Annotated in this window: 22 protein-coding genes, 1 other RNA gene and 1 riboswitch; of the genes, 15 read left to right on the forward strand and 8 right to left on the reverse strand. The window is 63.6% G+C overall.

From position 1 onward, the window contains the following. Window positions 1-40 precede the first annotated feature (40 nt). On the reverse strand, window positions 41-1,387 hold the full coding sequence (locus ACSVIE_RS08300; RefSeq protein ID WP_426003300.1) for a hypothetical protein: 1,347 nt from the start codon (window positions 1,385-1,387) through the stop codon (window positions 41-43). A gap of 237 nt (window positions 1,388-1,624) precedes the next feature. Then, entirely contained in the window at window positions 1,625-4,363 is a 2,739-nt protein-coding gene (locus ACSVIE_RS08305; RefSeq protein ID WP_442423546.1) for a GH25 family lysozyme, read from the reverse strand. 286 nt (window positions 4,364-4,649) lie between these two features. On the opposite strand from ACSVIE_RS08305, the gene ACSVIE_RS08310 reads away from it, so the two are divergent. The 14 genes from ACSVIE_RS08310 to ACSVIE_RS08375 all read left to right on the forward strand — a co-directional run bounded on the left by ACSVIE_RS08310 (window position 4,650) and on the right by ACSVIE_RS08375 (window position 16,166). Then, window positions 4,650-5,873, forward strand: coding sequence for a CpaF family protein (locus tag ACSVIE_RS08310; RefSeq protein ID WP_442423547.1), 1,224 nt, complete (start codon window positions 4,650-4,652; stop codon window positions 5,871-5,873). Next, entirely contained in the window at window positions 5,873-6,727 is an 855-nt protein-coding gene (locus tag ACSVIE_RS08315; RefSeq protein ID WP_426003295.1) for a type II secretion system F family protein, read from the forward strand. Before ACSVIE_RS08310 ends, ACSVIE_RS08315 begins: the two co-directional genes overlap by 1 nt. Then, on the forward strand, window positions 6,724-7,668 hold the full coding sequence (locus tag ACSVIE_RS08320; protein ID WP_442423548.1) for a type II secretion system F family protein: 945 nt from the start codon (window positions 6,724-6,726) through the stop codon (window positions 7,666-7,668). Before ACSVIE_RS08315 ends, ACSVIE_RS08320 begins: the two co-directional genes overlap by 4 nt. 199 nt (window positions 7,669-7,867) lie before the next feature. Continuing rightward, the gene (locus ACSVIE_RS08325; protein ID WP_426007639.1) at window positions 7,868-8,101 is read left to right on the forward strand and encodes a hypothetical protein; all 234 of its coding nucleotides are present in this window, start codon (window positions 7,868-7,870) and stop codon (window positions 8,099-8,101) included. 113 nt (window positions 8,102-8,214) lie between these two features. After that, window positions 8,215-8,562 carry a TadE/TadG family type IV pilus assembly protein gene (locus tag ACSVIE_RS08330; protein WP_426003292.1) on the forward strand — a complete coding sequence of 116 codons (348 nt, stop codon included), beginning with the start codon at window positions 8,215-8,217 and terminating at the stop codon, window positions 8,560-8,562. Further along, window positions 8,543-8,998 carry a hypothetical protein gene (locus ACSVIE_RS08335; protein WP_442423549.1) on the forward strand — a complete coding sequence of 152 codons (456 nt, stop codon included), beginning with the start codon at window positions 8,543-8,545 and terminating at the stop codon, window positions 8,996-8,998. Before ACSVIE_RS08330 ends, ACSVIE_RS08335 begins: the two co-directional genes overlap by 20 nt. Further along, window positions 8,995-9,507 (forward strand): pilus assembly protein TadG-related protein, encoded by a 513-nt coding sequence (locus ACSVIE_RS08340; protein ID WP_442423550.1) that lies wholly within the window; start codon window positions 8,995-8,997, stop codon window positions 9,505-9,507. Before ACSVIE_RS08335 ends, ACSVIE_RS08340 begins: the two co-directional genes overlap by 4 nt. Before the next feature lie 48 nt (window positions 9,508-9,555). Further along, the gene (gene prfB / locus ACSVIE_RS08345) at window positions 9,556-10,671 is read left to right on the forward strand and encodes a peptide chain release factor 2 (RefSeq protein WP_426003287.1); all 1,116 of its coding nucleotides are present in this window, start codon (window positions 9,556-9,558) and stop codon (window positions 10,669-10,671) included. Window positions 10,672-10,826: 155 nt separating this feature from the next. Further along, entirely contained in the window at window positions 10,827-11,591 is a 765-nt protein-coding gene (ftsE, locus tag ACSVIE_RS08350) for a cell division ATP-binding protein FtsE (protein ID WP_426003286.1), read from the forward strand. Further along, the gene (ftsX, locus tag ACSVIE_RS08355; protein WP_426003284.1) at window positions 11,588-12,502 is read left to right on the forward strand and encodes a permease-like cell division protein FtsX; all 915 of its coding nucleotides are present in this window, start codon (window positions 11,588-11,590) and stop codon (window positions 12,500-12,502) included. The genes ftsE and ftsX overlap by 4 nt, the downstream gene beginning before the upstream one ends. 49 nt (window positions 12,503-12,551) lie before the next feature. Then, window positions 12,552-13,964, forward strand: coding sequence for a peptidoglycan DD-metalloendopeptidase family protein (locus ACSVIE_RS08360; protein ID WP_426007573.1), 1,413 nt, complete (start codon window positions 12,552-12,554; stop codon window positions 13,962-13,964). Between the two features lie 76 nt (window positions 13,965-14,040). Then, complete coding sequence (gene smpB, locus ACSVIE_RS08365; RefSeq protein WP_426003282.1) at window positions 14,041-14,511, forward strand: SsrA-binding protein SmpB; 471 nt, start codon at window positions 14,041-14,043, stop codon at window positions 14,509-14,511. A gap of 106 nt (window positions 14,512-14,617) precedes the next feature. After that, window positions 14,618-14,986: a transfer-messenger RNA gene (ssrA, locus tag ACSVIE_RS08370) on the forward strand. A 160-nt stretch (window positions 14,987-15,146) separates the two neighbouring features. Next, window positions 15,147-16,166, forward strand: a complete 1,020-nt coding sequence (locus tag ACSVIE_RS08375; protein ID WP_442423551.1) for a S1C family serine protease — start codon at window positions 15,147-15,149, stop codon at window positions 16,164-16,166. A 10-nt stretch (window positions 16,167-16,176) separates the two neighbouring features. Here ACSVIE_RS08375 and ACSVIE_RS08380 read toward each other — a convergent pair whose 3' ends face one another. Beyond that, window positions 16,177-16,506 carry a hypothetical protein gene (locus ACSVIE_RS08380; RefSeq protein ID WP_426007571.1) on the reverse strand — a complete coding sequence of 110 codons (330 nt, stop codon included), beginning with the start codon at window positions 16,504-16,506 and terminating at the stop codon, window positions 16,177-16,179. 75 nt (window positions 16,507-16,581) lie between these two features. Here ACSVIE_RS08380 and ACSVIE_RS08385 point away from each other — a divergent pair, with 75 nt between their 5' ends. Then, on the forward strand, window positions 16,582-18,024 hold the full coding sequence (locus ACSVIE_RS08385) for an MFS transporter (protein ID WP_426003281.1): 1,443 nt from the start codon (window positions 16,582-16,584) through the stop codon (window positions 18,022-18,024). 18 nt (window positions 18,025-18,042) lie between these two features. Here the strand turns inward: ACSVIE_RS08385 and ACSVIE_RS08390 are convergent, their stop codons facing one another. The 5 genes from ACSVIE_RS08390 to rsgA all read right to left on the reverse strand — a co-directional run bounded on the left by ACSVIE_RS08390 (window position 18,043) and on the right by rsgA (window position 23,448). After that, window positions 18,043-18,756, reverse strand: a complete 714-nt coding sequence (locus ACSVIE_RS08390; RefSeq protein WP_442423552.1) for a metal-dependent transcriptional regulator — start codon at window positions 18,754-18,756, stop codon at window positions 18,043-18,045. 9 nt (window positions 18,757-18,765) lie between these two features. Then, entirely contained in the window at window positions 18,766-19,569 is an 804-nt protein-coding gene (locus ACSVIE_RS08395) for a class I SAM-dependent methyltransferase (protein WP_442423553.1), read from the reverse strand. A gap of 174 nt (window positions 19,570-19,743) precedes the next feature. Further along, window positions 19,744-21,138, reverse strand: a complete 1,395-nt coding sequence (locus ACSVIE_RS08400; protein ID WP_442423554.1) for an aminotransferase class V-fold PLP-dependent enzyme — start codon at window positions 21,136-21,138, stop codon at window positions 19,744-19,746. Between the two features lie 30 nt (window positions 21,139-21,168). After that, window positions 21,169-21,282: riboswitch (SAM riboswitch) on the reverse strand. A gap of 183 nt (window positions 21,283-21,465) precedes the next feature. Further along, entirely contained in the window at window positions 21,466-22,278 is an 813-nt protein-coding gene (gene hisN, locus ACSVIE_RS08405; RefSeq protein WP_426003276.1) for a histidinol-phosphatase, read from the reverse strand. A gap of 54 nt (window positions 22,279-22,332) precedes the next feature. Further along, complete coding sequence (gene rsgA / locus ACSVIE_RS08410; protein WP_426003274.1) at window positions 22,333-23,448, reverse strand: ribosome small subunit-dependent GTPase A; 1,116 nt, start codon at window positions 23,446-23,448, stop codon at window positions 22,333-22,335.

The raw sequence follows: 23,448 nt of genomic DNA on the forward strand, positions 1-23,448 counted from the left end.
CGGATCCCTCGGCGGGATCCGCGCCTTGTGAATTTTCGATTCAGGCCAGCAGTGAATTCATGGCATTGATGAGGGTGGTTTCCACCCCATTGGTGCCACCTTTGAAATGTGCCAGATGGCCATATACCGTCATGGATCCACCGGCAATTCCCGGGAAATCAGGTTCCCAACCACCTTCGTAGCTTCCCAGCGGCATATAAGGGGGGAAGAATTCATTGCTGGGAATGTAACAGCATGATTCATTGGCATATCCGCCGACGATTATGCCGTTGTTTCCACCGTTTCTGCTGCGGAAATATGCAGCGTAGCCGCTGACGAGTTCACCGCCGATCATGGCGATCTTCAGCTGCGGACTGCCGTTGAATTTCCACACCTGGAACGGTGACGGCACGGAGGTTTCGTAGCTGTTGCTGTCTATGCGGCCGATCATCACCTGCGCATGCCTTTGGTACCACTGGGGCTGGCCGTTGGGGTTGCCCAGCCGCGCCACGTAGGCCGCGCGGACAGCTGCCAGGTTGCCGGCGGTAGGAGTGATGTCCAAGGGGAGCTGGACTTCCTGGTACCTGGTCACCATGGGGCCACTCAAGGCACGGCCTGCGGATTGCATATTGTTGTGGACAGTTGCACCCAGGGCGTCGCCGTGCTGGTCCCGCAGCGTCCAGCTGCGTACACCGCCCGGGTCCTGGTCGCCTGCGGGGCCCTGGATGAACATGGCAAAGCAGTTCGGATTGCGGTTCTCGATGTAATTGCAGGCACCGGAGGCGAAATCGCCGTCGAAGAGGGTCCGCAGGCCCGCACTGATCGGATGGCAACCGTAGCTGAAGATCACTGCCGCAGGGGTGCCGTTTCCCCGGCGCGCCACCAGGATCGGAACTGCGGTCTCCGTATAGGGCAGGCCGACCCGGTTGGCGCTGAAGTTCTGGGACGACACCTTGTAATCGAAGGTCACCGGCGTTTCGTCTGCGTCCAGTGCGGCCTGGGCAAGATCGACGATGGTGTCCTCAAGATCAGCGCTGTAGGAGCGGATGAGGCCAAGGTCCGACACGCCATAGGCCATGTAGGGATGCAGGGTATCGATCAGGGCAGGACCGTTGTGCGTGTGCGTCGCCTGGATCAGGATGTCGCTGCTGGACCAGTTGGCCAGCCCGATGATCCTGTCACGTACCCGTTGGTGCATGGCCCGTGGCAGGGCAAGGACATCCAGGCTGATGATGATATGGGGGTGGGCGTCCTCCCAGATAAGAATGGCCCGAGCATACAGGGGCTCGAACGGAGAACTGCTGGTGGCCTCCCGTCCGCCGTCGGTTGATCCATATCCGGCCATGTACGGATTGGTGCTCAGCGACGGCGTTATGTCGGTGATAGCAGTTCCAACTCTAAACGCCATAAAGATCACTCCTTGATTGCGCGCAATGGGTGATCTTGCTTGCCCCCAAACAAAGTCCGTTTCCCGAATGCGCCGAACAGCCAAAACGTGAGACCACCTTCATTAGACCATGTGATCGACAAATTTAGGACGGTCGGGCGGAACTATTTATCTGCATTGATGCACGAAGCAGGAAGGGCCTGTCCGCGGGGGGAAATTCCCGTGGACAGACCCTGCAAGCTGGCTCGGCGCGTTGTGTCAGCGTGCCGCAGGTGCCAGGATGTTCAGGCCGTTCCAGCCCGTACCGATCCTGGAGACGGTGCCCCACGTCCTGTTGGAGCCGACGGGGTAGTACTTCAACTCGCCGGAGGTGGTCCGGGCGATGATCCCCGTGGAACCCGCGCCGGCGAACCCGCGGACGGATCCGTAGGAAGAGATGACATTCCAGCCCGTTCCCACGACCGCGGGGGCCTCCTGGATGAAGCTGCCCAAGCCGTTGGAACGGTAGAGCTTCAACTCGCCTGTGCCGGTCTTCGCCAGGAGATCGGCGTTGGAGTCTTTGTCGAAGTCCATGTGGACGATGGCCAGTCCCGTCCAGCCTGCCCCGATGGCTACGCCGGTGGAGACGGTCCTGCCACTGGGGTTGTTGAAGTAGTACAACCGGCCGGAACCGTCATAACCGACGATGCCGGGATGGGCATCGGCTTTCTTCCACGTGCCAACTGTCAGTGTCCAGTCCCTCCAGTTGCTGCCCAAGGCGATGGGGGCACCGAATCCGCTGCCGGTCCGTCCCGGGTAGACGTTCAGCCGGCCGTCGGACCACTGCGCCACGATGTCCAGGGCACCGTCCCCATTCCAATCCGTGACAAAGCCGGCCTTGAGGCCCGCCCAGCCCGTACCGATGAGGTCTTCGGGAAGGAGTGCAGTGGTTCCCGTGCCCGGGTAGCGGTAAAGGTTGGCGTCCGGGCGGACGGCGAGGACATCTTCCTGGTCGATCCCGAGGGTGGACTCGACATCGAGGGGCGCCCCGCTGATGAGGTTCGCGTCATTCCAGCCCAGGCCGATGAGGCTGCGGTTGCCCCAGTTGCCGCTAGCGGCCGGGTAGTAGAACAGGTCACCGTTGGTTGCCCCGGCGTGGAGCCCCTGGGATGCCGGACCACTGAAGTTCGTGGCCGAGCTGACTGCCGTCATGGAACCCCAGCCGGAACCAATGACCCGGGCCGGTTCGCCCACGAAGCTGCCTGTGCCGTTTGACCGGTACAGGCGAAGTGTTCCGTCCGCAGTCCGGGACACGATGTCCTGGTTACCGTCACCATCAAAGTCGATCTGGTTGAGTTGGTGTCCGCTGAAGCCGGTACCGATGAGGATTCCGTTGCCAAGTCCACCGCCGCTGGCGTTCGGATATCTGTACAGGTTGCCGCGGTAGTCCTGGCCAATCACGCCCGGATAGGGGTCTTTGGCATTCCACCACCCTGCGGTCAGCGACATTTCCTGCCACCCCGAACCCACCTGGATGGGTGCGTAGAAGCTCCCGCCGGGGGCACCGCGGAAGACCTTCAGCGTTCCATCCGGCCACTGGGAGAGGATGTCCTGAACGCCATCCTGGTTCCAGTCGATGACGAACAAGGATTTGGCCCCGCTCCAGCCGGACCCGATGGACACCGGTCCCGTGATGCGCCCGCTGCCGTTCGCCGTGAAGGCGTCCAACCGCCCGGACGATGTAGTGGCCAGGATGTCTGCGCCGGACTTGATGGACGGGTTGGAAGCGTAGGAGACTCCACGGGCAAAGGTCCGCAGCTGGTCGTAGCTTCCGTTGAAGATGTTGGAGTCGCCCTGGAACGGTCCAGTGCTGCTGTACTGCCACATGGTGTAGTTGCCCCAGCTCACCGGCATGGAGCCCGGGGAGTTGGTGGGGTTGGACCAGTAGGAGGCGATCCACAAGGGGTAGGCACCGAACGTGGTGTTGCCGACGCAGGTGTTCCACCAATCGGTGGTGCTGTAGATCACGGGGTAGCGGCCGGTCAGTGCCTTGACGGTGTTGCCGAAGTCGGCGGCCCACTGGCCCAGCTGTGCCTTGGACATGTCATAGCAGGTGTTGCCGAAGTAGAAACCGTTGATGGTCCGCCCGGCATAGGGGTTGTACTCGATGTCCAGCACAGGAGGGAGCGTGTAGCCGTCCGCGGTCCAGCCGCCGCCGTTTGCCACGAAGTACCTCGCCTGGTCAGCACCCGAGGACCAGTTGGGGATGGCGAAATGGTATGCGCCCCGGACCATGCCGACATTCCGTGAGCCGTTGTACTGCTGGGTGTAGTTTTCGTTGAGGTAGTAGTTGCCCTCCGAGGCCTTGACATAGGCCCACCGGGATCCCTGGTTCCACTGGCTCTGCCAGTTGACGTTGCCTTGGTGGGCGCTGACGTCCTGCCCATGGACTCCGATGGTTGGGCGCCAGTGCCCCGGATCGGCCGCCATGGACACCACTTGGCCGACACCCCGGGATGCTGCGGGCCCCGAACCGCCCGGGTTGTTCTTGTCCGCCAGGACCCTCGGCGAGCGCTGGCCCATCTCCGCACCACCGGCGGGGATGGCGGCGCGCATGGCTTCCTTGATGGATTCAGCGTTGGGAGCTTCGCCTGGCATGGCCTTGGCTGCGGACGTTGCGTCGGCCGGGGTTGCGTCGGGCGCCGGTCCTGCGGCAGGTACGGGCCCGCTTTCCGGTGACTGTACGACGCCGGTCCCTGCGGCGGGCGGTTGACCCGCCGCAGCTACCCCTGAGGCAGGAGCCGGCGGCTGGGCCTGTCCGGGGGTAATGGCTGGATATTGCGGCGACCCGGAGACCGCTTCCTGGGTGGCATCAGGTGGGGCGGGCCTGGGCCCGGACGTCTCCGCCCAGGCGGGCGCTCCGAGGAAGCAGCCCGCAACAAGCGCCAGGGAAAGGGCAATCCCGGACTGGGCGAAGGGGACGCGGCGGCTAAGCGACCTGCCTGGGGTACGTGTCATATCGTTTTCCGGCCCTGTGCCGCGGCTCAGCGGCGCATGGGTGGCTTGCGGACAAGCTTCCGGGGCGGGCGCTTGCGCATGGGACCAAAGGCCAGCTCCTAACGGGCATTACCCTAACATCCTGAAACTGGAGTGACTAGTGGGACGTGCGATACAGGCGTGGCCATCTGGTACGGGTTATCCACATGCAGGCACCAAGGGCTTTATTCACCGGATGCCGCTGACCTAGCGTGGTGATGCGAGATTCGCCTCTCGCTTCACGGACATGCTGCAGGTTGGGGGAAATATGGATGCGCTGAAGATCGTCGAGGGTGAGGTCCGTGAGTTGATCCGCCGGCAAGGTTTGGATCCGCTGGAGCAGGCTTCGGATGTACGGCGCCTCGTGGACGCTGCGGTCAATGACTACGACGAACGGGCCCTCCTTGGGCCGCTGCCGCCGCTGGGTCAGCTCGAAGCAGCCCGACGGTACGTCTATGACGCCGTGGCCGGATTCGGTCCGCTGCAGCCGTTTCTGGATGACCCCTCCATCGAGGAGATCTGGATCAATGCTCCGCAGGAAATCTACGTGGCCAGGAACGGCGAGTCGGAACTGACCACTGTTTCACTCAGCACCCACAATGTGCGCGACCTTGTTGAAAGGATGCTCAAGAGTTCAGGACGGCGCCTCGACCTGTCCTCGCCGTTTGTCGATGCGTCGTTGCCCGACGGCTCCCGGCTGCACGCGGCTATTCCTGATGTGACCAGGAAGCACTGGGCCGTGAACATCAGGAAGTTCATTGCCAGGGCCAGCCGGCTGGAGCATCTGGTTGAACTGGGCAGCCTCACTCCGCAGGCGGCCAGGTTCCTGGGCGCCGCAGTCGCAAGCGGATTGAATATCCTGGTCTCCGGCGCCACGCAGGCTGGCAAAACCACCCTGTTGAATTGCTTGGCGGCAAGTATCGGCCCGCGGGAGAGGGTCATCACGGTCGAGGAAATCTTCGAACTCCAGCTGCCGCTGCGCGACGTTGTGGGCCTTCAGTGCCGCCAGCCGAATCTTGAAGGCCAGGGGGAGATACCGCTCCGGCGGCTTGTCAAGGAAGCCCTCCGCATGAGACCGGACCGCCTGGTAGTGGGGGAGGTCCGGGAAGCCGAAAGCCTGGACATGTTGATCGCGTTGAATTCAGGCCTTCCCGGTATGTGCACGGTCCATGCCAACTCGGCGCACGATGCTGTCACCAAGATCTGCACACTGCCCCTTCTGGCGGGGGCCAACATCTCCAGTGCCTTCGTGGTGCCCACGGTCGCAGCCTGCATCGACATTGTTGTGCATTGCAGCCGCCATTCCACCGGCCAGCGGCAGGTGACAGAAATCCTGTCGCTGGGAAAACGTGTTGAGAACGGCATTATTGAGTCCTCGGCGGTCTTTAGGTTGGTGGACGGGCAGCTCCAGCCCCACGCGAATTCGATGCCTGCCATCGACAAGTTCGCCCGCGCCGGCTTCGACGTTTCCGCCTTGCTGGAGTTGAACTGATGGGACCGTTCCTGGGCATCGTTGCCGGTGCCGGGGTGTTTCTGATCTGGTGGTCCACCTGGGAGACCCCGCCAGAGCCGGCAGGTAAGCGCCGGTCCAGCGCTGTGCAACAACTCCTGTTGACGGCGGGAATCGAAAAGGTCACGGGTACCGGCCTGTTGCTGACCTGTGCAGGCACCGGGCTGGTGGTCTTCCTGCTGTTCCTGGTGTTCACGGCGTCGGCGCCCCTCGCACTGTGTTTCGCCACGTTCGGGGCGTGGTCTCCCTTCGCCCTTGTTCTGCGACGGGCACGCAAACGCCGGGCAGTCCTGCGCCGGCTCTGGCCGGACGTCGTGGATCACCTGCGTTCTGCCATCCGGGCAGGGTTGTCCCTGCCCGAGGCACTCATGCAGCTGGGCCATAAAGGGCCCGATGAACTCCGTGGGATGTTCCTCGACTTTGGGGCGGACTACCGATCCGGCGGCCACTTCGAAACAGCCCTGGACACCTTGAAGGCCAGGCTTGCGGACCCGGTAGCAGACCGGATCCTTGAGGCACTGCGCATGACACGGGAGGTCGGCGGCTCTGATCTGGGCAGCATGCTCGGGACACTTGCCATGTTCCTGCGCGAGAGCACCAGGATGCGCAACGAACTGGAAGCCCGGCAGTCGTGGACGGTCAACGGCGCACGCCTGGCCGTAGCCGCTCCGTGGATAGTGCTCATGGTGATGTCGGGACGTCCGGAAGCGGCGGCAGCGTATAACTCCGGAACCGGAGCGGTAGTCCTCCTGGGTGGCCTGGTGATATCGGCCGTCAGCTATTCAGTGATGCTTCGCATCGGAGCGCTGCCCGAGGACAGGAGGGTCCTGGCATGAATCCACAAGCGGCGACAGCCGTGCTGTTGGGTCTCCTGCTCGGAGCCGGGGCCTGGCTTATCATCGTCCGTCTTCCCTTCATGCGGGCAACCACGTTCGCTGAGCGCATCGAACCGCAGCTGAAATCCCATAACCTCGAATCCAGGCTGTTGACGGAACCGATGCACAACATTACGCCGTTCGGCCCACTGGAGTTGATACTTCGACCCGTCGCAGCGGATGCATTCGCCTTCCTTGCGCGCTACAACCACGGGAGTTCGGCCCTCGCCAGGCGCCTCGCGCAGGCCGGCTCGGGGAAATCGGTTCTCGACTTCCGCGCCGAACAGATGCTGTGGGCGGTCGGCGGGTTCCTGGCGGCTCTGGCAGCGGCCGTTTTTGGCGCCCTGATTGGCCGGCTGAATCCCGCGTTCCTTGTCCTGGCTGTGGCGGGAAGCGCGCTAGGTGGCTATATGCTGCGGGGCTTTGTCCTCGGCCGGCGGATCAAGAAGCGGGAAGCCAGGATACTCGCCGAGTTTCCCAGCCTTGCTGAGCTGATGGCGCTCGCCGTGGCCGCGGGAGAGAGTGCTCCCAATGCCATGGACCGGGTCTGCCGGAGCAGCCCGCACGGGGAGCTCGCCCGGGAGTTTGCCGCCGTTCTTGCCGACACCCGCGCAGGCAAGCCCTTGGCGGAAGCACTGCAGGCGTTCTCCGCCCGTACGTCGCTCCAACCGCTGGCCCGGTTTGTCGACGGGCTCGTTGTTGCCGTTGAACGCGGGACACCGCTCGCAGACGTCCTCAAGGCCCAGGCCGCGGACGTCCGGGACGCTGCCAAGCGGGAGCTCATGGAATCGGCAGGCCGTAAGGAGATCGGCATGATGGTGCCGCTTGTCTTTGGCGTCCTTCCGCTGACAGTCGTCTTTGCAGCTTTCCCCGCGTTGGGAGCGCTCCAGATGAGTCTTTGACCCACGAAGGGCCGAAGCGCCTGCTCCACGGCACCTGCGGCAACAACCAGCCTGTTCGGCACCGCACCGGCTTTTCCCGGCCCAGTCTTCACCTTGGCCCAACGACCGGGACCACATCATTTTCCGGGCCACGTCTTCTTTCCGCACCAATTTCCGCACCAATTCTGTCCAGCAACCAACACACCCTATGGGGGATACCTTGAGCATCTGCACCGACCGACCGTCCTCAGCAGCCACTGCCGGCAAAAGCGCAGCAAACCGGCTCACCCACCGCATGGTGTCCGGTCTCCAGGAAAGCCCGGAGCGGGGAGACGTGCCCGGGTGGGTCATGATCACCTTGATGTCCGCGATCCTCGTCGCAGGCCTCCTCGCCATCGCATCCCCTGCTTTGGCTGACCTTTTCAACCAGGCCATGGCCAAGGTGGGCAACTAGGCGTGTGCAACCGTCCGAACGGCCCGCCAGCGACGCAGCGGGCAGGCAATCCAGCGAGCCCCCGGCGGGTACTACCCCCGTCGGCTACCTGGCCAGGAGAACGTGGATCGGCTGTGGTGGACTTCGTCCTCGTCGGAGCGCTGCTGACTCTGTTCTTTGTATCGGTCGTTCAGCTCACCTTGGCGTTGCATGTCCGGAATACGCTCATTGATGCTGCATCCTCCGGTGCCCGCTACGGTGCCTTGGCCGATCGGTCGCCGGAGGATGCCAGGAGCAGGACCATTGATCTGATCACCATGGCGCTGAACGGCGATTACGCGGCAGACGTTGTGGCTGTCGAGGAAACGCGCGACGGGTACGGCACGCTGGAGGTCATTGTGCGGGCGCCTCTTCCGGTGGTGGGCCTCGCAGGTCCGGCCAGCATCCAGGAAGTGAGGGGCCATGCGCCGCGCCCGGACTAGCCCCGGCACGGCCGCAGGGATTGCAGGCGAGAGGGGCAGCGCCGTGGTGGAGTTCACCTTCCTTGCGCTGTTGCTCATGCTCCCCGTGGTGTACTTCGTGGTGACCATGGCGCAGCTTCAGGGAGGCTCCTTCGCTGTGGTGGGAGCGGCGGACCAGGCCGCGAAGGTTTACGTTTCCGAAGGGCCTTTGGAGGACCGGACGACGGCGGCCGGGCAGGCGGTGGCCGCGGCCTTGCAGGACTATGGTTTCGCCCCCGGGCAAGCCACCATGGATGTGGTGTGTATTCCGGACGATTGTGCCGCCGGAGGTACAGCCGTGACGGTTACCGTGCATCTGGCCGTGCCATTGCCGTTGGTCCCCTTCGGCGATGCCTTGAGGCTCGAGGCAGCCAGTTTGAGCTCTTCGGCCACCCAGATTGCCGGACGGTTCCCATGACGCCACAGGAACCAACGGACGCGCCGGCTGCTGCAGGAAACCAATGTCCGGCCGGCTGCAGCCGCCTGTATCGCGGCGGCAGCAACGAAGACGGGCAGATCAGCGTCCTGATCGTGGGTTATCTGGTGCTGGTTCTTTTGGTTGCTGCCGTGGTCATGGCTGTTTCTGCCGTCTACCTTGAACACAAGAAGCTGTTGTCTTTGGCTGATGGGGCAGCCCTTGCCGCGGCCGACACGTACGGACCCGAAGCCCTGCAGGCCGGCGGCGCTCCAGCGCTTTCCTTGACCGGGGACAAGGTCCGGCATGCTGTGCAGCGCTACCTGGAGGCCAGCCAGGCCGTTCCGCTGCACGACCGGCTGGAAATCGCCCCGGGAACCGGAAGCTCGTCAGGGGGGACCGCCGTCGTGGTCCTGACATCGGTGGCGCATCCACCATTGGTGAGTTTGCTGCTGCCCGAAGGAATCGTGGTCGAGGCGAAGTCCTCGGCCCGGTCCCGCCTGACACAATGAGGACCTGCCGCAGGGACACTACGGCGGATAGCGTAGGCTGGAATGACCATGGCTGACATTGATTTTCCCGCAGAAATCCGCGCGCTGCGCGCTACTTACAGCTCCATCGAGAACGTCACAGATGTTGATGCCTTGAAGGTCGAGATCGCAGAACTGAGCGAACAGGCCGGCGCCCCTGACCTTTGGGACGATCCCGCATCCGCCCAGGTCGTAACGTCCAGGTTGTCCCACAAGCAGGCAGAAGTTGAGCGCCTCACCAAACTTGCGGCCCGTATCGACGATCTCGAAGTACTCGTGGAATTGGGCCAGGACGAAGGCGATGATGCCTCGATGGCGGAAGCGGCCAACGAACTCGAATCGATCCGCCAGGCGCTGGCGGAACTTGAAGTGGTCACGCTTCTGTCCGGCGAATATGACGAACGTGAAGCCGTGGTCACCATCAGGGCCGGAGCCGGTGGTGTGGATGCGGCCGACTTCGCGGAGATGCTCTTGCGGATGTACCTGCGATGGGCAGAACGCCACGGGTATCCGACCACCGTGATGGATACCTCCTATGCGGAAGAAGCAGGCCTCAAGTCCGCCACGTTTGAGGTCAAGGCACCCTACGCTTTCGGCACCCTGAGCGTCGAGGCCGGAACGCACCGCCTTGTCCGCATCAGCCCCTTCGACAACCAGGGCCGGCGCCAGACATCCTTCGCAGCTGTTGAGGTGATCCCGCTCATCGAGCAAACGGACTCCATCGAGATCCCGGACAACGAGATCCGGGTGGATGTCTTCCGGTCTTCGGGCCCCGGTGGGCAGTCGGTGAACACGACGGACTCGGCGGTGCGTTTGACCCACATTCCCACGGGCATCGTCGTGTCCATGCAGAACGAGAAATCCCAGCTGCAAAACCGCGCGGCGGCCATGCGGGTCCTGCAGTCCCGCTTGCTGCTGCTCAAGAAAGAGCAGCAGGACGCCGAAAAGAAGGCACTGGCCGGTGACGTCAAGGCATCCTGGGGCGACCAGATGCGGTCGTACGTCCTGAACCCCTACCAAATGGTCAAGGACCTGCGGACCGAACACGAAGTCGGAAACACCTCTGCCGTTCTGGATGGCGACATCGACGACTTCATCGACGCCGGCATCCGTTGGAGGACCGGCAACCGCAACGCCGACGCCTGACCGGATTCTGCGACACGCCCTCCAAAGCCCCGTGATCACGGTCCCCGCCTGCGTATAGTCAAAAGGCCGGTGCTCTCACTTCCCCCACCGAAAGCCCGCGCGCCGGCTGTTGGACTGGGCCACAATGTCATGTCCGGCGGGGTTCCAAAAGGGCCATGATCAGATTTGAGAATGTCACCAAGGTCTATGAGCAGAATGCCCGGCCGGCGCTCGATTCTGTCAGCCTTGAGATCAACCGTGGCGAGTTCACCTTCCTCGTAGGTGCCTCGGGTTCGGGCAAGTCCACGTTCCTGCGTTTGATCCTGAAAGAAGACAAGGCCTCATCAGGCTCGGTCTATGTCGCGGGCCAGAATGTTGCCAACATCTCCAGTTGGCGTGTGCCCAAGCTCCGTCGGGGCATCGGCGTGGTTTTCCAGGACTTCCGCCTGCTGCCGCAGAAGAATGTCTTCCAGAACGTCGCCTTCGCGATGCAGGTGATCGGAAAGAGCCGGTCAATCATCCGCGAGACAGTGCCGGAGGTGCTGAAGACGGTGGGCCTTGAGGGCAAGGAACGCCGTATGCCGCACGAGCTTTCGGGCGGTGAGCAGCAGCGCGTGGCCATCGCCAGGGCCGTAGTGAACCGTCCCGGCATCCTCCTGGCCGATGAGCCCACCGGAAACCTGGATCCGATCACGTCCATGGGGATCATGGGTGTCCTGGACAAGATCAACCAGAACGGCACCACGGTGGTCATGGCCACCCACGACGACGACATCGTCAATGAGATGCGCCGCCGCGTGGTGGAGCTGGAGAACGGCAAGGTCATCCGTGATGAAGCCAAGGCTTTGTACACGTCGATGATTCCGGTGGTGGGAGAGTCGCGTCGACTTCGCGATGCCAGCGGAGAAGAGATCACCCGGGCACAGGGGGCAAAGCTGTGAGGCTTCTCTTCATTCTTGGCGAGATCGGCAGCGGCCTTCGCCGCAATCTTTCCATGGTGGTTTCCGTGGTGCTGGTTACCTTTGTCTCTCTGACCTTTGTCGGTGCAGCAGGGATGCTGCAGATGCAGATCAACCAGATGAAAGGTTACTGGTACGACAAAGTCCAGGTTGCCGTCTTCCTCTGCAATGACAGCTCGACGGCGGTGGGCTGCGCGTCCGGCGCGGTCACCAAGGAGCAGCAGGAGAACCTGCAGGCGATGCTTGAATCCCCGGCCGTGAAGCAGTACATCAACGACTTCCAGTTCGAGTCCCAAACTGAGGCCTACAAGCACTTCAAGGAGCAGTTCTCCAATTCTCCGATCGTCGATTCGGTGTCCGAGGACCAGTTGCCGGCGTCGTTCCGGATCAACATGAAGAATCCGGAGAAATACCAGATCATCAGCGAGACGTTCTCCTCCCAGCCGGGCGTTGAAACCGTCAGCGACCAGCGCCAGGTGCTGGAGAGGATCTTCTCGTGGATGAACGGGGCATCCGTCGCAGCGGTCGGTGTCGCCGCCGTGATGATTTTCTGTGCGGTGCTGCTGATCACCACCACCATCCGGTTGTCAGCATTCAGCCGCCGCAGGGAGACCGGGATCATGCGCCTGGTGGGAGCCTCCAAGACGGTGATCCAGTTGCCCTTCATCCTTGAAGGCGTCATCGCTGCCGTGGTCGGTGCTGTCCTTGCTTCCGTGACGCTCTGGCTCATGGCGCATTTCTGGCTCAACGGTGACCTTTCCCGGCAGTTCCTGAACACACCCTTCATCTCATCCACGCAGGTTTTGGTGATCGCACCGGTCCTCATTGCACTCGGTGGCGGCCTGGCCGGGATATCCTCCTTGTTGACCCTCCGGCGCTACTTGAAGGTTTAGCGGTGGGTGCGCGCCAACGAACAAGACTGACAAGCGAAAAGGACTCATGATGACCACCTTGGACCAGAACTCCCTGCGCCGGCGCCTGGCGTCGGGGCATGCCCGGATTCTGGGTGCCGTGTTGGCCGTCGGCCTTGCCGCGGGTCTGCTGTCGGGTGTTCCAGCGGCACACGCTGACCAACTCGATGACCAGCAGGCTGCCCTTGAAGCGGAAGCGGCACGGGTTCAGGCGTCCCTGGAGTTCGTTGATTCCAAGATTGCGAAGGCGGCCAGCGACCTGGTGATTTATCAGGGGCGGCTGCCGGGTGCCCAGCAGGCCCTCTTGGAAGCGCAAGGCCGTGTGGCCAGTGCGGTCAAGGAAGTTGAAGCCCTGGCTGCCAGGGTGGAACTTGCCCAGCAGAATAAAGCCAAAATCACCGAGCAGCTTGAAAGCGACAAGCAGAAGATCAGCGACACCAAGAAGCTGATCGGCCAGATTGCCTCCCAGGCGTACAAGTCCGGAGGTGTGCCCACCAACATTGCGCTCCTGTTCGGTTCCAATGAATCCGGCAGCTTGACGGAGTCGATGGACCTGGCTGACCAGGCGATGCGCAGCCAGAACGCCGCCATGACCAAGCTGACGCAGCAGAACGCCACCAACGTCAACTCCCAGGCCCGGCTTGCCGCCGTCGAAGCGGAAATCCAGGACCTGAAAGCCAAAGCCGATGCTGCCTTGGAACGCGAGAAGGCGGCCAGGGACGAGGCCGCGGCGAAGAAGGCCGAGGTGGACCAGTTGATCGAGGACACCACCCGGTTGAACGGTCAGCTGCAGGCAGCCAAACCAGGAATCGAAGCAGACCTTGCCCGCGTCAAGGCCGAGCAGGACTCGGTTGCCGCGGAGATCGTGGAGCGCGATCGCAAGCTGCGGGAAGCATGGGAAGCAGAACAACGGCGCCTGGCGGCAGAAGCAGCCGCCGCCGCAGCCGCCGCTGCTGCGGCCCAGGGCCGTCCGGCGCCACCGGAAACTCCCTTCGTCCCGCCCGTGGGTTCGCCCTCGTCCTTTGGCCTGAGGCACCCGTTCGCCAGCTATGTGCCGATCACTTCCGGCTTCGGGTGGCGTGCGACCCCGCCGGGCACGATCGACTTCTACGGCACCGGCGGGTACATGCACACAGGCATCGACTTCGGTGCGGCCTGTGGCACTCCGGTTTACGCGGCCGCTGCCGGAGAGGTGTTCAACTCCGGTTGGAACTCAGCCGACGGCGGTGGCTGGCGGGTTAAGCTTTCGCATGGAGTGGTTCAGGGCAACTCCCTGACCACCATTTACTACCACAACAGCAGCATCGTTGTGGCCAACGGCCAGCGGGTTTCGGCCGGCCAGCTCATTGCCTACTCGGGCAGCACCGGTAACTCCACGGGTTGCCATGCGCACTTCGAGACCTGGCTCAACGGCGCCGCGGTCGATCCCATGAGGTTGCTGTAGGAAAGAGCAGGCTGCCGCTGACGTACACTGAATGGGATCTGCACCTGCTGATCCACCTAAGACAAGGAGTTCTACCGTGCCCAAGGAAAGTGGCCGTAAGGTAGTGGCCACCAATCGGAAGGCCCGGCATAACTACCATGTCCTGGACACCTACGAGGCCGGCATCGCCCTCATGGGTACCGAAGTGAAATCCCTTCGCGAGGGCCACGCCTCCATGGTGGACGGGTTCTGCACCTTCTACAACGACGAGTTGTGGATGGAAGGCATCCACATCCCCGAGTACAACCAAGGGAGCTGGACCAACCACGCCGCGCGCCGCCGTCGTAAGCTGTTGCTCCATCGCGAGGAGCTCGACAAAATCTCGCACAAGATCCGCGAGTCGGGTTTTACAGTTGTCCCGTTGCAGCTGTACTTCCTCGATGGCCGTGCGAAGGTGGAAATCGCCGTTGCCCGGGGCAAGAAGGATTACGACAAGCGCCAGACCCTCCGCGAGCAGCAGGACAAGCGTGAATCATTGCGGGAACTTCGGGAGCGCAACCGTCGCTGACAAATGCCGTGTCGCGGGAATGCCGGCAGCTTTGCGTGCGTTATGATTGATAGTCCGGATGGGGTTCGAAGCTTTCGACCCGCCGTCCGGGTTGGTAACAAAATACGGGGATGATCGGTTTCGACGATGTTAGTCGCGACAGGTGAAGCGGGCCGAGGATGCAGAATTATCTCGTAAACGCTGTCTGCAAACCAATAAGTGCCGAATCTAAGCGCACTGACTTCGCTCTTGCTGCCTAAGCAGTAAGACAGTCCGTCAGCCCGGGGTTGCTATCGCCCCGGTTCCTGGCGTCATTTAGATAGCCACTGCTGTTTGCCTTCGTCATTGGGGTAAACGGGACTTTTAGATGACTGGGCCCGGATCAGCCACCTGTTTGCAGGATGGCTGGGGCCGAGAAAATCCGACGCAAACTGCGCCCGGAGAAGCCCTGACAACACGACATCGGACGGGGGTTCAATTCCCCCCATCTCCACGGAATTGCCCCCGGATCATCACGATCCGGGGGCAATTTCCCTTTAAGGCCCCTTTTTCGTTCACCCATGGCGTAGCCCATCAGGGACTACCCACTGGCCCGCCGTGCGTTGATTCCGGTAGGACCAACAGTCCCGTCAGCAGTGCGCAGCGCAACGAGAGGCATGACCATGGGCACCGCACCGGAGTTTGAATGGCCGGACGAGCCGGCCGGGGGGGAGGACAGTCAGTTCCGGCAGGGAAGCGAGGAACTGGACGCCTATTCGCAGACCGTGATCCGCGTTGCGGCGACGGTTACCCCGCATGTAGCAGCAATTGAGATGACCAGCAGGGGGCGTCATGGCCGCAGCCGGGTGGGCAGCGGGTCAGCGGTGGTTTTCACCGCTGACGGTTACATGCTCACCAACGCGCACGTCGTGTCCGGCATCCAAGCCGGCCGGGCTGTCTTTGCCGACGGCAAACAGACAGACGTTGAATTGGTGGGTGCCGATCCGCTCTCGGACCTGGCCGTGGTGCGGGGACTCCGGGCAACCCCGCCGCCCGCCAGCCTGGGTAACGCCGAAGGCCTGCACGTGGGACAACTGGTCATCGCTGTTGGGAATCCGCTGGGTTTGGCCGGGTCGGTCACCGCGGGAGTTGTCAGCGGCCTGGGCAGGTCCATTCCCGTCCGTGCCGGGGAACACCGGCGCGTCATTGAGGATGTCATCCAGACTGACGCTGCGCTGAATCCAGGAAATTCCGGGGGCGCACTGGCCGATTCCCGGGGCCGGATCGTGGGTATCAACACGGCGGTGGCCGGCTTGGGCCTTGGCTTGGCCGTGCCCATCAACAGGACGACACAAAGGATTATCGCGGCGTTGCTCAAGGACGGCAGGGTACGCCGTGCCTATCTGGGCCTGGTCAGTACCCCGATCCCGCTGGATGCCAGTGCCGTTGTGCGGACCGGACAGCGCGAGGGACTGCGGGTCGTGGAGGTCCTTCCGGGATCACCAGCAGCAGCGGCCGGGCTGGAACCTGGGGACTTGGTGCTGCGGGCCATGGGCCGACCGGTCTCCAGCGCCGAGAGCCTCCAGAAGCTGCTGTTCACCGAGGCCATTGGTGAGCCGTTTCCCCTGACGGTGTTGCGTGAGGGGAAGACTCTGCAGTTGGTCGCGGTGCCGTCGGAGATGGTCACCCCGGGATAGCGGGCACCGGCTAGCGGTCTTCAGGCTGGACATCGACCACACCGATGAAGCGGCTGCCGATGCCTTCGTACTCGGTGCGGACATCGCCCGGGAAAGCTACGGGCAGTTCCTTGCCGTGGTGGTGCCCGCACACAACGAATGAGAACTCCGGCCACCACTTCTTGGGCCTTGCGGCCTCCGAGTAGCCGCAGACCGCACATTCCAAATGAACCCAGACGGGACGCTTACCGGTACGGTTGGCGCGGGATTGCACCAGCCAGGGCGGCGGATTGTCCTGCAGTTCCCGCAATTGCGCTTCGGAAAGCCTGGACGGGATGCCGTGCCGTTGGGCCATTTCCATGGAGATATCGAGGGCCAAAGCTGCATCACGTCTGCTGATCACCACTCAACGATACGGCAAGCGTAGGCTGTGCAGATGACCGAACAAGCGGCACCAAGCCCACCACTCCAGCGCCGCGTGCTGGTGGTGGCCATTGTTGCTTCTTTCATGGCCATCCTTGACGGTTTTGTGGTGAATCTCGCACTTCCGGCGATCGGCAGGGAACTCGGCGGCGGCTTGGTGATTCAGCAGTGGGTGGTGGATGCATACCTCCTGACACTCGGCGCGCTGATCCTGGTTGCGGGATCGTTGTCGGACCATTTTGGCCGTGCCCGCATCCTGGAATGGGGTCTGGCCGGGTTTGCAGCCACGTCCGTGATGTGCGGCCTTGCTTGGAACGGTGAGGTCCTTGTGGTGTCGCGGGCGCTGCAGGGCGTGGCGGGTGCTTTGCTGGTGCCAAGTTCGCTGGCCATGATCATTTCCGCATTCTCCGGACCGGCCCAGTCGAAGGCGATCGGGCAATGGTCCGGCTGGACGAGCGCGGCCGCCATCGCCGGTCCACTGATCGGTGGCCTGTCCGTCGACCTGTGGTCCTGGCGGGTCATCTTTTTTATCAACGTCGTTCCTGCCGTAGCGATCTGGCCTGTGTTGGCAGGCCTGCGCGCCTCCGACGCAGCCCGTGACAGGAGCAAGCGCATAGACTATCGGGGCGCGGTCCTGGCGATGATTGGCCTGGGCGGTCCCGTCTTTGCGTTCATCGAACAGGGACGGATGGGCTGGGGCAGCCCGCAGGTGTGGGTTCCGCTGCTGGCAGGCGCGGCAGCGCTGACACTGTTCCTCGTCCACGAAGCGCGCACACCGGAACCCATGCTCCCGCTGCGGCTTTTCTCGATCCGCAACTTCGGGTGGGGAAACCTGGCCACACTGGCCATCTACGGTGCCATATCCCTGGGGTTCTTTGTCCTCGGCATCTACCTCCAGCAACTTGGCGGCATGGGGGCCACGGTTGCCGGTATCGCCCTGCTGCCGGGTACCGTCATCCTGATGCTGGCGGCCTCCTGGTTCGGTGGGTTGGCAGGCAAGTACGGGCCGCGGTGGTTCATGACGGTCGGACCAATGCTGTGCGCGGTGGGATTCCTCATGTCCTTGTCGATCCAGGAGCCGCTGGATTACTGGACGCAGGTATTCCCGGGGCAGATTGTGTTCGGGCTGGGCCTGGCGACGCTGGTCGCTCCGCTGACGGCGGCGATCCTGGGTGCCGTGCCTCCGGAGGAAGCCGGAATTGGTTCGGCCGTTAACAACGCGGTGGCACGCATTGCCGGGTTGGTGTGCATCGCCTTCGCAGGCTTGATCGTAGGTCCCGTCTTCACACGGGAGGGTCTCTACAACGCCTTGGTGGTCACGGCGGTCCTGTTCGTGGCCGGGGCGCTGGCGTCCGCCGTCGGGATCCGGAACGGGGTTCCTGAACCGGCCGGTTCAGCCGGCAACCCCAGGGGGCGCACAGCCGACGACGGCAGCAGCCCGGAAGTGCCAACCTGACCTTTCGCGTCGCTCCAGTCAGCGGGCGGGCAGGACGCAGCCTTCGTGGACGCCGGCGCTTTGCACCCAGAGGGCCGAGGAGACTTCATCGGCGAGATCGAATTCGCGGCGCTGGCTCCCGCTGCCGATCCGGACCACCAAGGCGCCGCCGAACGGTTTCCGCCCTATCACTTCCACCTGTGCATCCAGAGTGATCGCCTCTGCGGCGAGATAGCGCAGGAGATCAGGGTTTTCGTCGCTGATGCGGGTAATGCGCCCCGAATGCCCTTGGTCGAGTTCGATCATGCGGTACGCGTGCGGAAGTTCCACCGAGCCGTCGGAAGAGGGAATTGGATCGCCGTGGGGGTCGCGGAGCGGATGGCCGAGCTTGGCGGACATGCGGTCGATGAAGGTGTCCGAGACGGCGTGCTCCAGCATTTCGGCTTCGTCGTGGACTTCATCCCAGCTGTATCCCAGTTCTTCGACCAGGTAGGTCTCAATCAGGCGGTGCCGCCGGACCATGGCCAACGCCAGGCGCATACCTTCATCCGTGAGTCGGATAGCGGAGTACGGTTGGTGGTCCACCAGGCCCTGGTCCTTGAGCTTGCGGACCATCTCGGATACGGAGGAGTTGGCCACGCCCAGCCTCTGGGCCAGCTGCGAGGAGGTGATGGGCTTGTCCTGCCACTCCGTATAGGAGTAGATGACCTTGACGTAGTCCTCGATCGAGGAGGAGGGCGTACTGGTCTTCACACCACTAGCCTACCGTGGCGGCGCAGATCGGGCCTTTCGCGCCCGCCAGGTCTGCGTCACGTACGGCAGCCCGACGGTCTCTCCCGGCGCGTGGCCGAGGTGCTCATACAAGTACCATTCGAGGTTGCCGGTGACTTTCGTCCGGGTGGCCTGGTTGGCGCGCAGGTAGTAGCTGCGCGACTTGGCCAGCTCGATGATGTCGGCAGGGGTGAGGGTCTCCTGCCACGCCGTCAGGTGGCTTTCAAGGTCCACGAACTCCGGTCCGACGACCGGCCGGAAGTCCGGTTTGTGGACGTCGCCCGCATGCATAATGCGCGACAAGCGGTGTACCCAGGGAACGGACGTGTCGAGCTGGTTCCAGATCAGTCCCAGGACCCCGTCAGGCCTGAGGATCCTGGCGATTTCGGTACTCGCTTTGAGGGGTTCGCACCAATGCCATGCCTGGGCGACGCTGACGACGTCGAATGCTGAGTCCGCCAGCCCTGTTGCCTCTGCCGTGCCCTCCAGCGCGTTCACCTGCGGCCAGGTTTTCCGCAGTTGCTCCAGCATGTCCCGGGAAGGGTCGACGGCGGCCACTTCCAGTCCGCGGTCGACGAGCAGCCCCGTGAATTTTCCCGTACCGGCACCAACGTCCGCAGCGAACCTGGTTCCCGCCGGCAGGAGCCAGTCAACCGAGTCCGCGGGGTAACCGGGGCGCACCCGGTGGTAGTGTTCGCCGCCGTCCTGGAAGCTCTGTCCCAGTTCCTGCCGTCGTTCATGATGCAGCCTGGGACCGCTGGCGCCACCGGATACAAGATGTGGACTGATGGCCACGCAAGGACTCCTTCGGAAGCTTGAGACCGGGGTACCTTACGAATTTACCGCAAGAGCGGTGCGATTCAGTGGCCGCCCGCCTCACCCAACTGGGTCGCAGTTGTGCGCGTTTTGAGGGGTCAAAACGCGCTCTGCTGCTACTTAGTTGGGTCGGGAGTCGTTCCAGGGCGCAGGCTAGTCCACGGTGCAGGGTGCGGCGCCTGCGGTACCCGGGGTATTCGGGGCCCATTCCGGGTAGGTGCGGTGGTCGTTGGCCGGTACCCAGCGGCCTTCATCCACCACGTAGTCCCAGCCCAGGCCGGTGCGCTTGAGTTCTTCGATGCCGCGCAGCAGGCGCCCGGCGTCCTCCAGCCTGGAACCTACGCCGAAGCTGGCGCGCAGCGAACCCGAGGGCAAGCCCAGGCGCTTGAGCAGCGGGTGGGCGCAGAAGCGGCCGTCGCGGAGGCCCACACCGTGCTCTGCAGCGAGGTAGGCGGCCACCAGTCCGGCGTCGAATCCTTCCACCGAGAAGTTGACCACACCGATGGTATCGGTCGAATCGCTGAAGATCCGGTGGACGCTCACGCCGTCAATGGCCTGCAGGCCTTCCACCAGGTAGGCCCGGATGGCGGCCTCGTGGTTGTGCCATGCCTGCGGATCGAGTCCGGAAAGTACCTGGGCAGCGCGGGCGAGGGTTGCTGCACCAAGCACGTTGGGGGAGCCGCCTTCGTGGCGGGCAGGGCCGGTTGCCCAGCTGACGGAGTCCAGGCGTGCCTCGCGCACCGCTCCGCCGCCGGCAAGGTGCGGGGTTCCGGCGTCGAGCCAGTCCGGGCGTCCCACCACCACACCCGCGCCGAAAGGTGCATAGAGCTTGTGGCCGGAAAACACAACATAGTCGACGTCGGCCGCGGCGATGTTGATGGGGCGGTGGGGTGCCAACTGTGCGGCGTCAACAACGATCCGGGCACCGTATTCGTGGGCCAGGGCAGCGAGTTCCTTGATCGGCAGGATTTCGCCGGTCACGTTGGAGGCGCCGGTAACAGCCAGCAGGGAGACGCCACCCTGGCTGAGTTCTCCGCGGATTTTCGCGATGGTGCCGGCAAGGGTGGTATCAGCCACCACGCTGCGGTGGGGAACTCCTTGCCACGGAAGCAGGTTGGCATGGTGTTCGATGTCCAGGTACAGGACTTCACCGGTGTGCTTGCCATCGATCTGTGGCAGGCAGCCTGCCAGCAGGTTCAGCGAGTCGGTGGTGTTACGGGTGAAGATCACGGAATCGTCAGGACGGCCGCCTACGAACCCGCGAACGATGTTGCGCGAGTTTTCGTACACCGAGGTGCTGATCTGCGAGGCATAACCGGCGCCCCGGTGCACGCTGGCGTAGTAGGGGAGGACCTCGTTCAAGTAGGCTGACACGATGGTCAGGGCCGGTGCCGATGCTCCGTAGTCAAGGTTGGCGTATCGGACGTGACCGCCCTGGATCAGTGGTGCCTGCAGCTCGGCGCCGGTGACGGCGGCCAGTGGCCTGCCGGCGGCAAGCTCCTGCCCGGGGGACGGCTGGATCGTGAAACTGAACGTAGCTGTGCTCATGTGACCTCACTCAAGAGGGACCCCGCCGGGGATCCGCGCTTGCCGTATCCGTTCCGGACCGGCCTGGTCGTCACCCGGGGCACCCCACCGCGAATGGAGGGTTGCCGGCCAGCAAACCGGGGTTTTGCGCTGGCACTCGTGACCTGTAAATGAGGTTAGGGCACGCCCGCCGCCCGTTTCAAAGCCGCCCGGATTGTTAAGCGCTTTATTACGCCGGTTGAAATTTGGCCGATTTGCCGAACAAACAGACGGCGGATGCCCCCGAAAGGTGGCATCCGCCGTCGAAAATTTTGCTTGGCTGCCAGGTGGCAACCGTGGCATTAGCTGCTAGAGGAGGTCGTCAACCTCGGGGTTCAAGCGCTTGAGGACTTCGGAATGGAGGATCGAATTGGTCGCCAGGGCGTTGCCACCGAAGGGGCCATCCTCACCTTCAAGGGAGGTGAACCGGCCACCGGCCTCGGTGACGATGGGGACCAGGGCCGCCATGTCGTAAAGGTTGAGCTCCGGTTCGCAGGCGATGTCCACCGCGCCCTCGGCAACAAGGCAGTATGACCAGAAGTCCCCGTACGCGCGGGTGCGCCACACGTCTTCCGTCAAGCCCAGGAACTCCTCCAGGTTTCCGCGGTCCTTCCAACCCGACAGGCTCGAGAAGGACAGGGAGGCATCGGCCAGGTGCGAGACGTTGGAAACCTTGAGCCGTGTGGCCGACGCCAGGGAACGGCCGGTGTAGGCTCCCATCCCTTTTGCAGCCCACCAACGTTTGCCCAGGGCGGGAGCGCTGACGACCCCCACCACTGGCTCCCCCTCGTCAACCAAGGCAATCAGTGTGGCCCAGACGGGAACTCCGCGGACAAAGTTCTTAGTGCCGTCGATCGGATCGATGATCCAGCGCCGCGAGCCGTGACCCGTGCTGCCGAATTCCTCACCCAGCACAGCATCCCGCGGCCGGGAACGGGACAACTGGCCGCGGATTGCTTCTTCGGCGGCCTTGTCGGCATCTGTGACCGGAGTGAGGTCTGGCTTGGTTTCGACCTGCAGGTCCAGGGCCTTGAAGCGGTCCATGGTCTGGGCATCCACGGAATCCGCCAGGACATGGGCAAGGCGAAGGTCGTCGTTGTAGCTGGAAACGGGTTGGGTCATGCCACCAAACTTATCGTGAAACGTTCCCCCGCAGCGGGACGTGAAGCCCGCTGGCTAGTTGACGGTTCCCAGTTCCTTGGCTTCCTTGGCCTCCAGCCTGGGGTCTGCGCCCAGGAGTCGTCGCAGTGATGCCAGCCGGGCCGGACCGGAGGGACCCGCGTGGCCCTCGTTGACCCACGCATCAAGGCCGCAGTTGACCGCCCCGGCGTCGTGCTTGCAACCGCGGTCGCAGGCGTCGGTGCCGGGCTCCAGGTCCGGGAACGAGTGCAGGATGCGGTCCGGATCCACCAGGGCCAGGCCGAAGGACCGGATGCCGGGAGTATCAATAATCCAGCTGCCGGACGGGGCATCGGCGAGCTTGAGCGCCAGGGCCGAGGACGAGGTGTGGCGCCCGCGGCCCGTGACGGCGTTGACGCCGCCTGTGGCGCGTTCGGCACCGGTCAAGGCGTTGACCATGGTGGATTTGCCTACGCCGGAGTGACCCAGCATGACCGTGACTTTGCCGTCCAAATGGCTGCGCAGACTTGCCACGGCTTCGCTGTCCAGGCGGGCTGACAAGCCGTCATCCGACCGGGCATCGATGCCGGATGCGGCTGCGTCCGCCGTACGGCTGATGATCACGGGGAAGTCCAGGCTCACGTAATTGGCCAGCAGCTCAGACGGATCCTTGACGTCAGCCTTGGTGACGAGCAGCAGTGGTTCAATACCTGCGTCGTATGCGGCCACCAGGGCCCGGTCAATGAAACCGGTCCGGGGTTCGGGATTGGCCGCGGCCACTACAACCACCAGCTGGTCGGCGTTCGCCACCACCACCCGTTCAATGGGGTCGGTGTCATCGGCGCTGCGCCGCAGGACCGTGCTGCGCTCCTCTACGCGGACCAGCCGGGCGAGCGTGTCCGGCCCGCCGGAGACGTCGCCGACCAGGGCCACGAAGTCACCGGGGACCACAGGGGACCGGCGAAGTTCGCGGGCCCTGGCGGCGATGACCGTCCGTTCCTGCGGTGTGTCTTCGGCCACCACGGCCGTATAGCGGCCACGGTCGACCGTGATGATCCGGCCGATCACGGCGTCGTCGTGGCTGGGGCGGTCCTTGGTGCGGGGCCGGGAACCTTTTTTGTTGGGCCGGATCCGGACGTCGGACTCGTCCCAGGAGCGTGCGTCGCGGGCCAT

This window comes from Paenarthrobacter sp. NCHU4564, from assembly GCF_052156435.1.
Classification (GTDB): Bacteria; Actinomycetota; Actinomycetes; order Actinomycetales; family Micrococcaceae; genus Arthrobacter.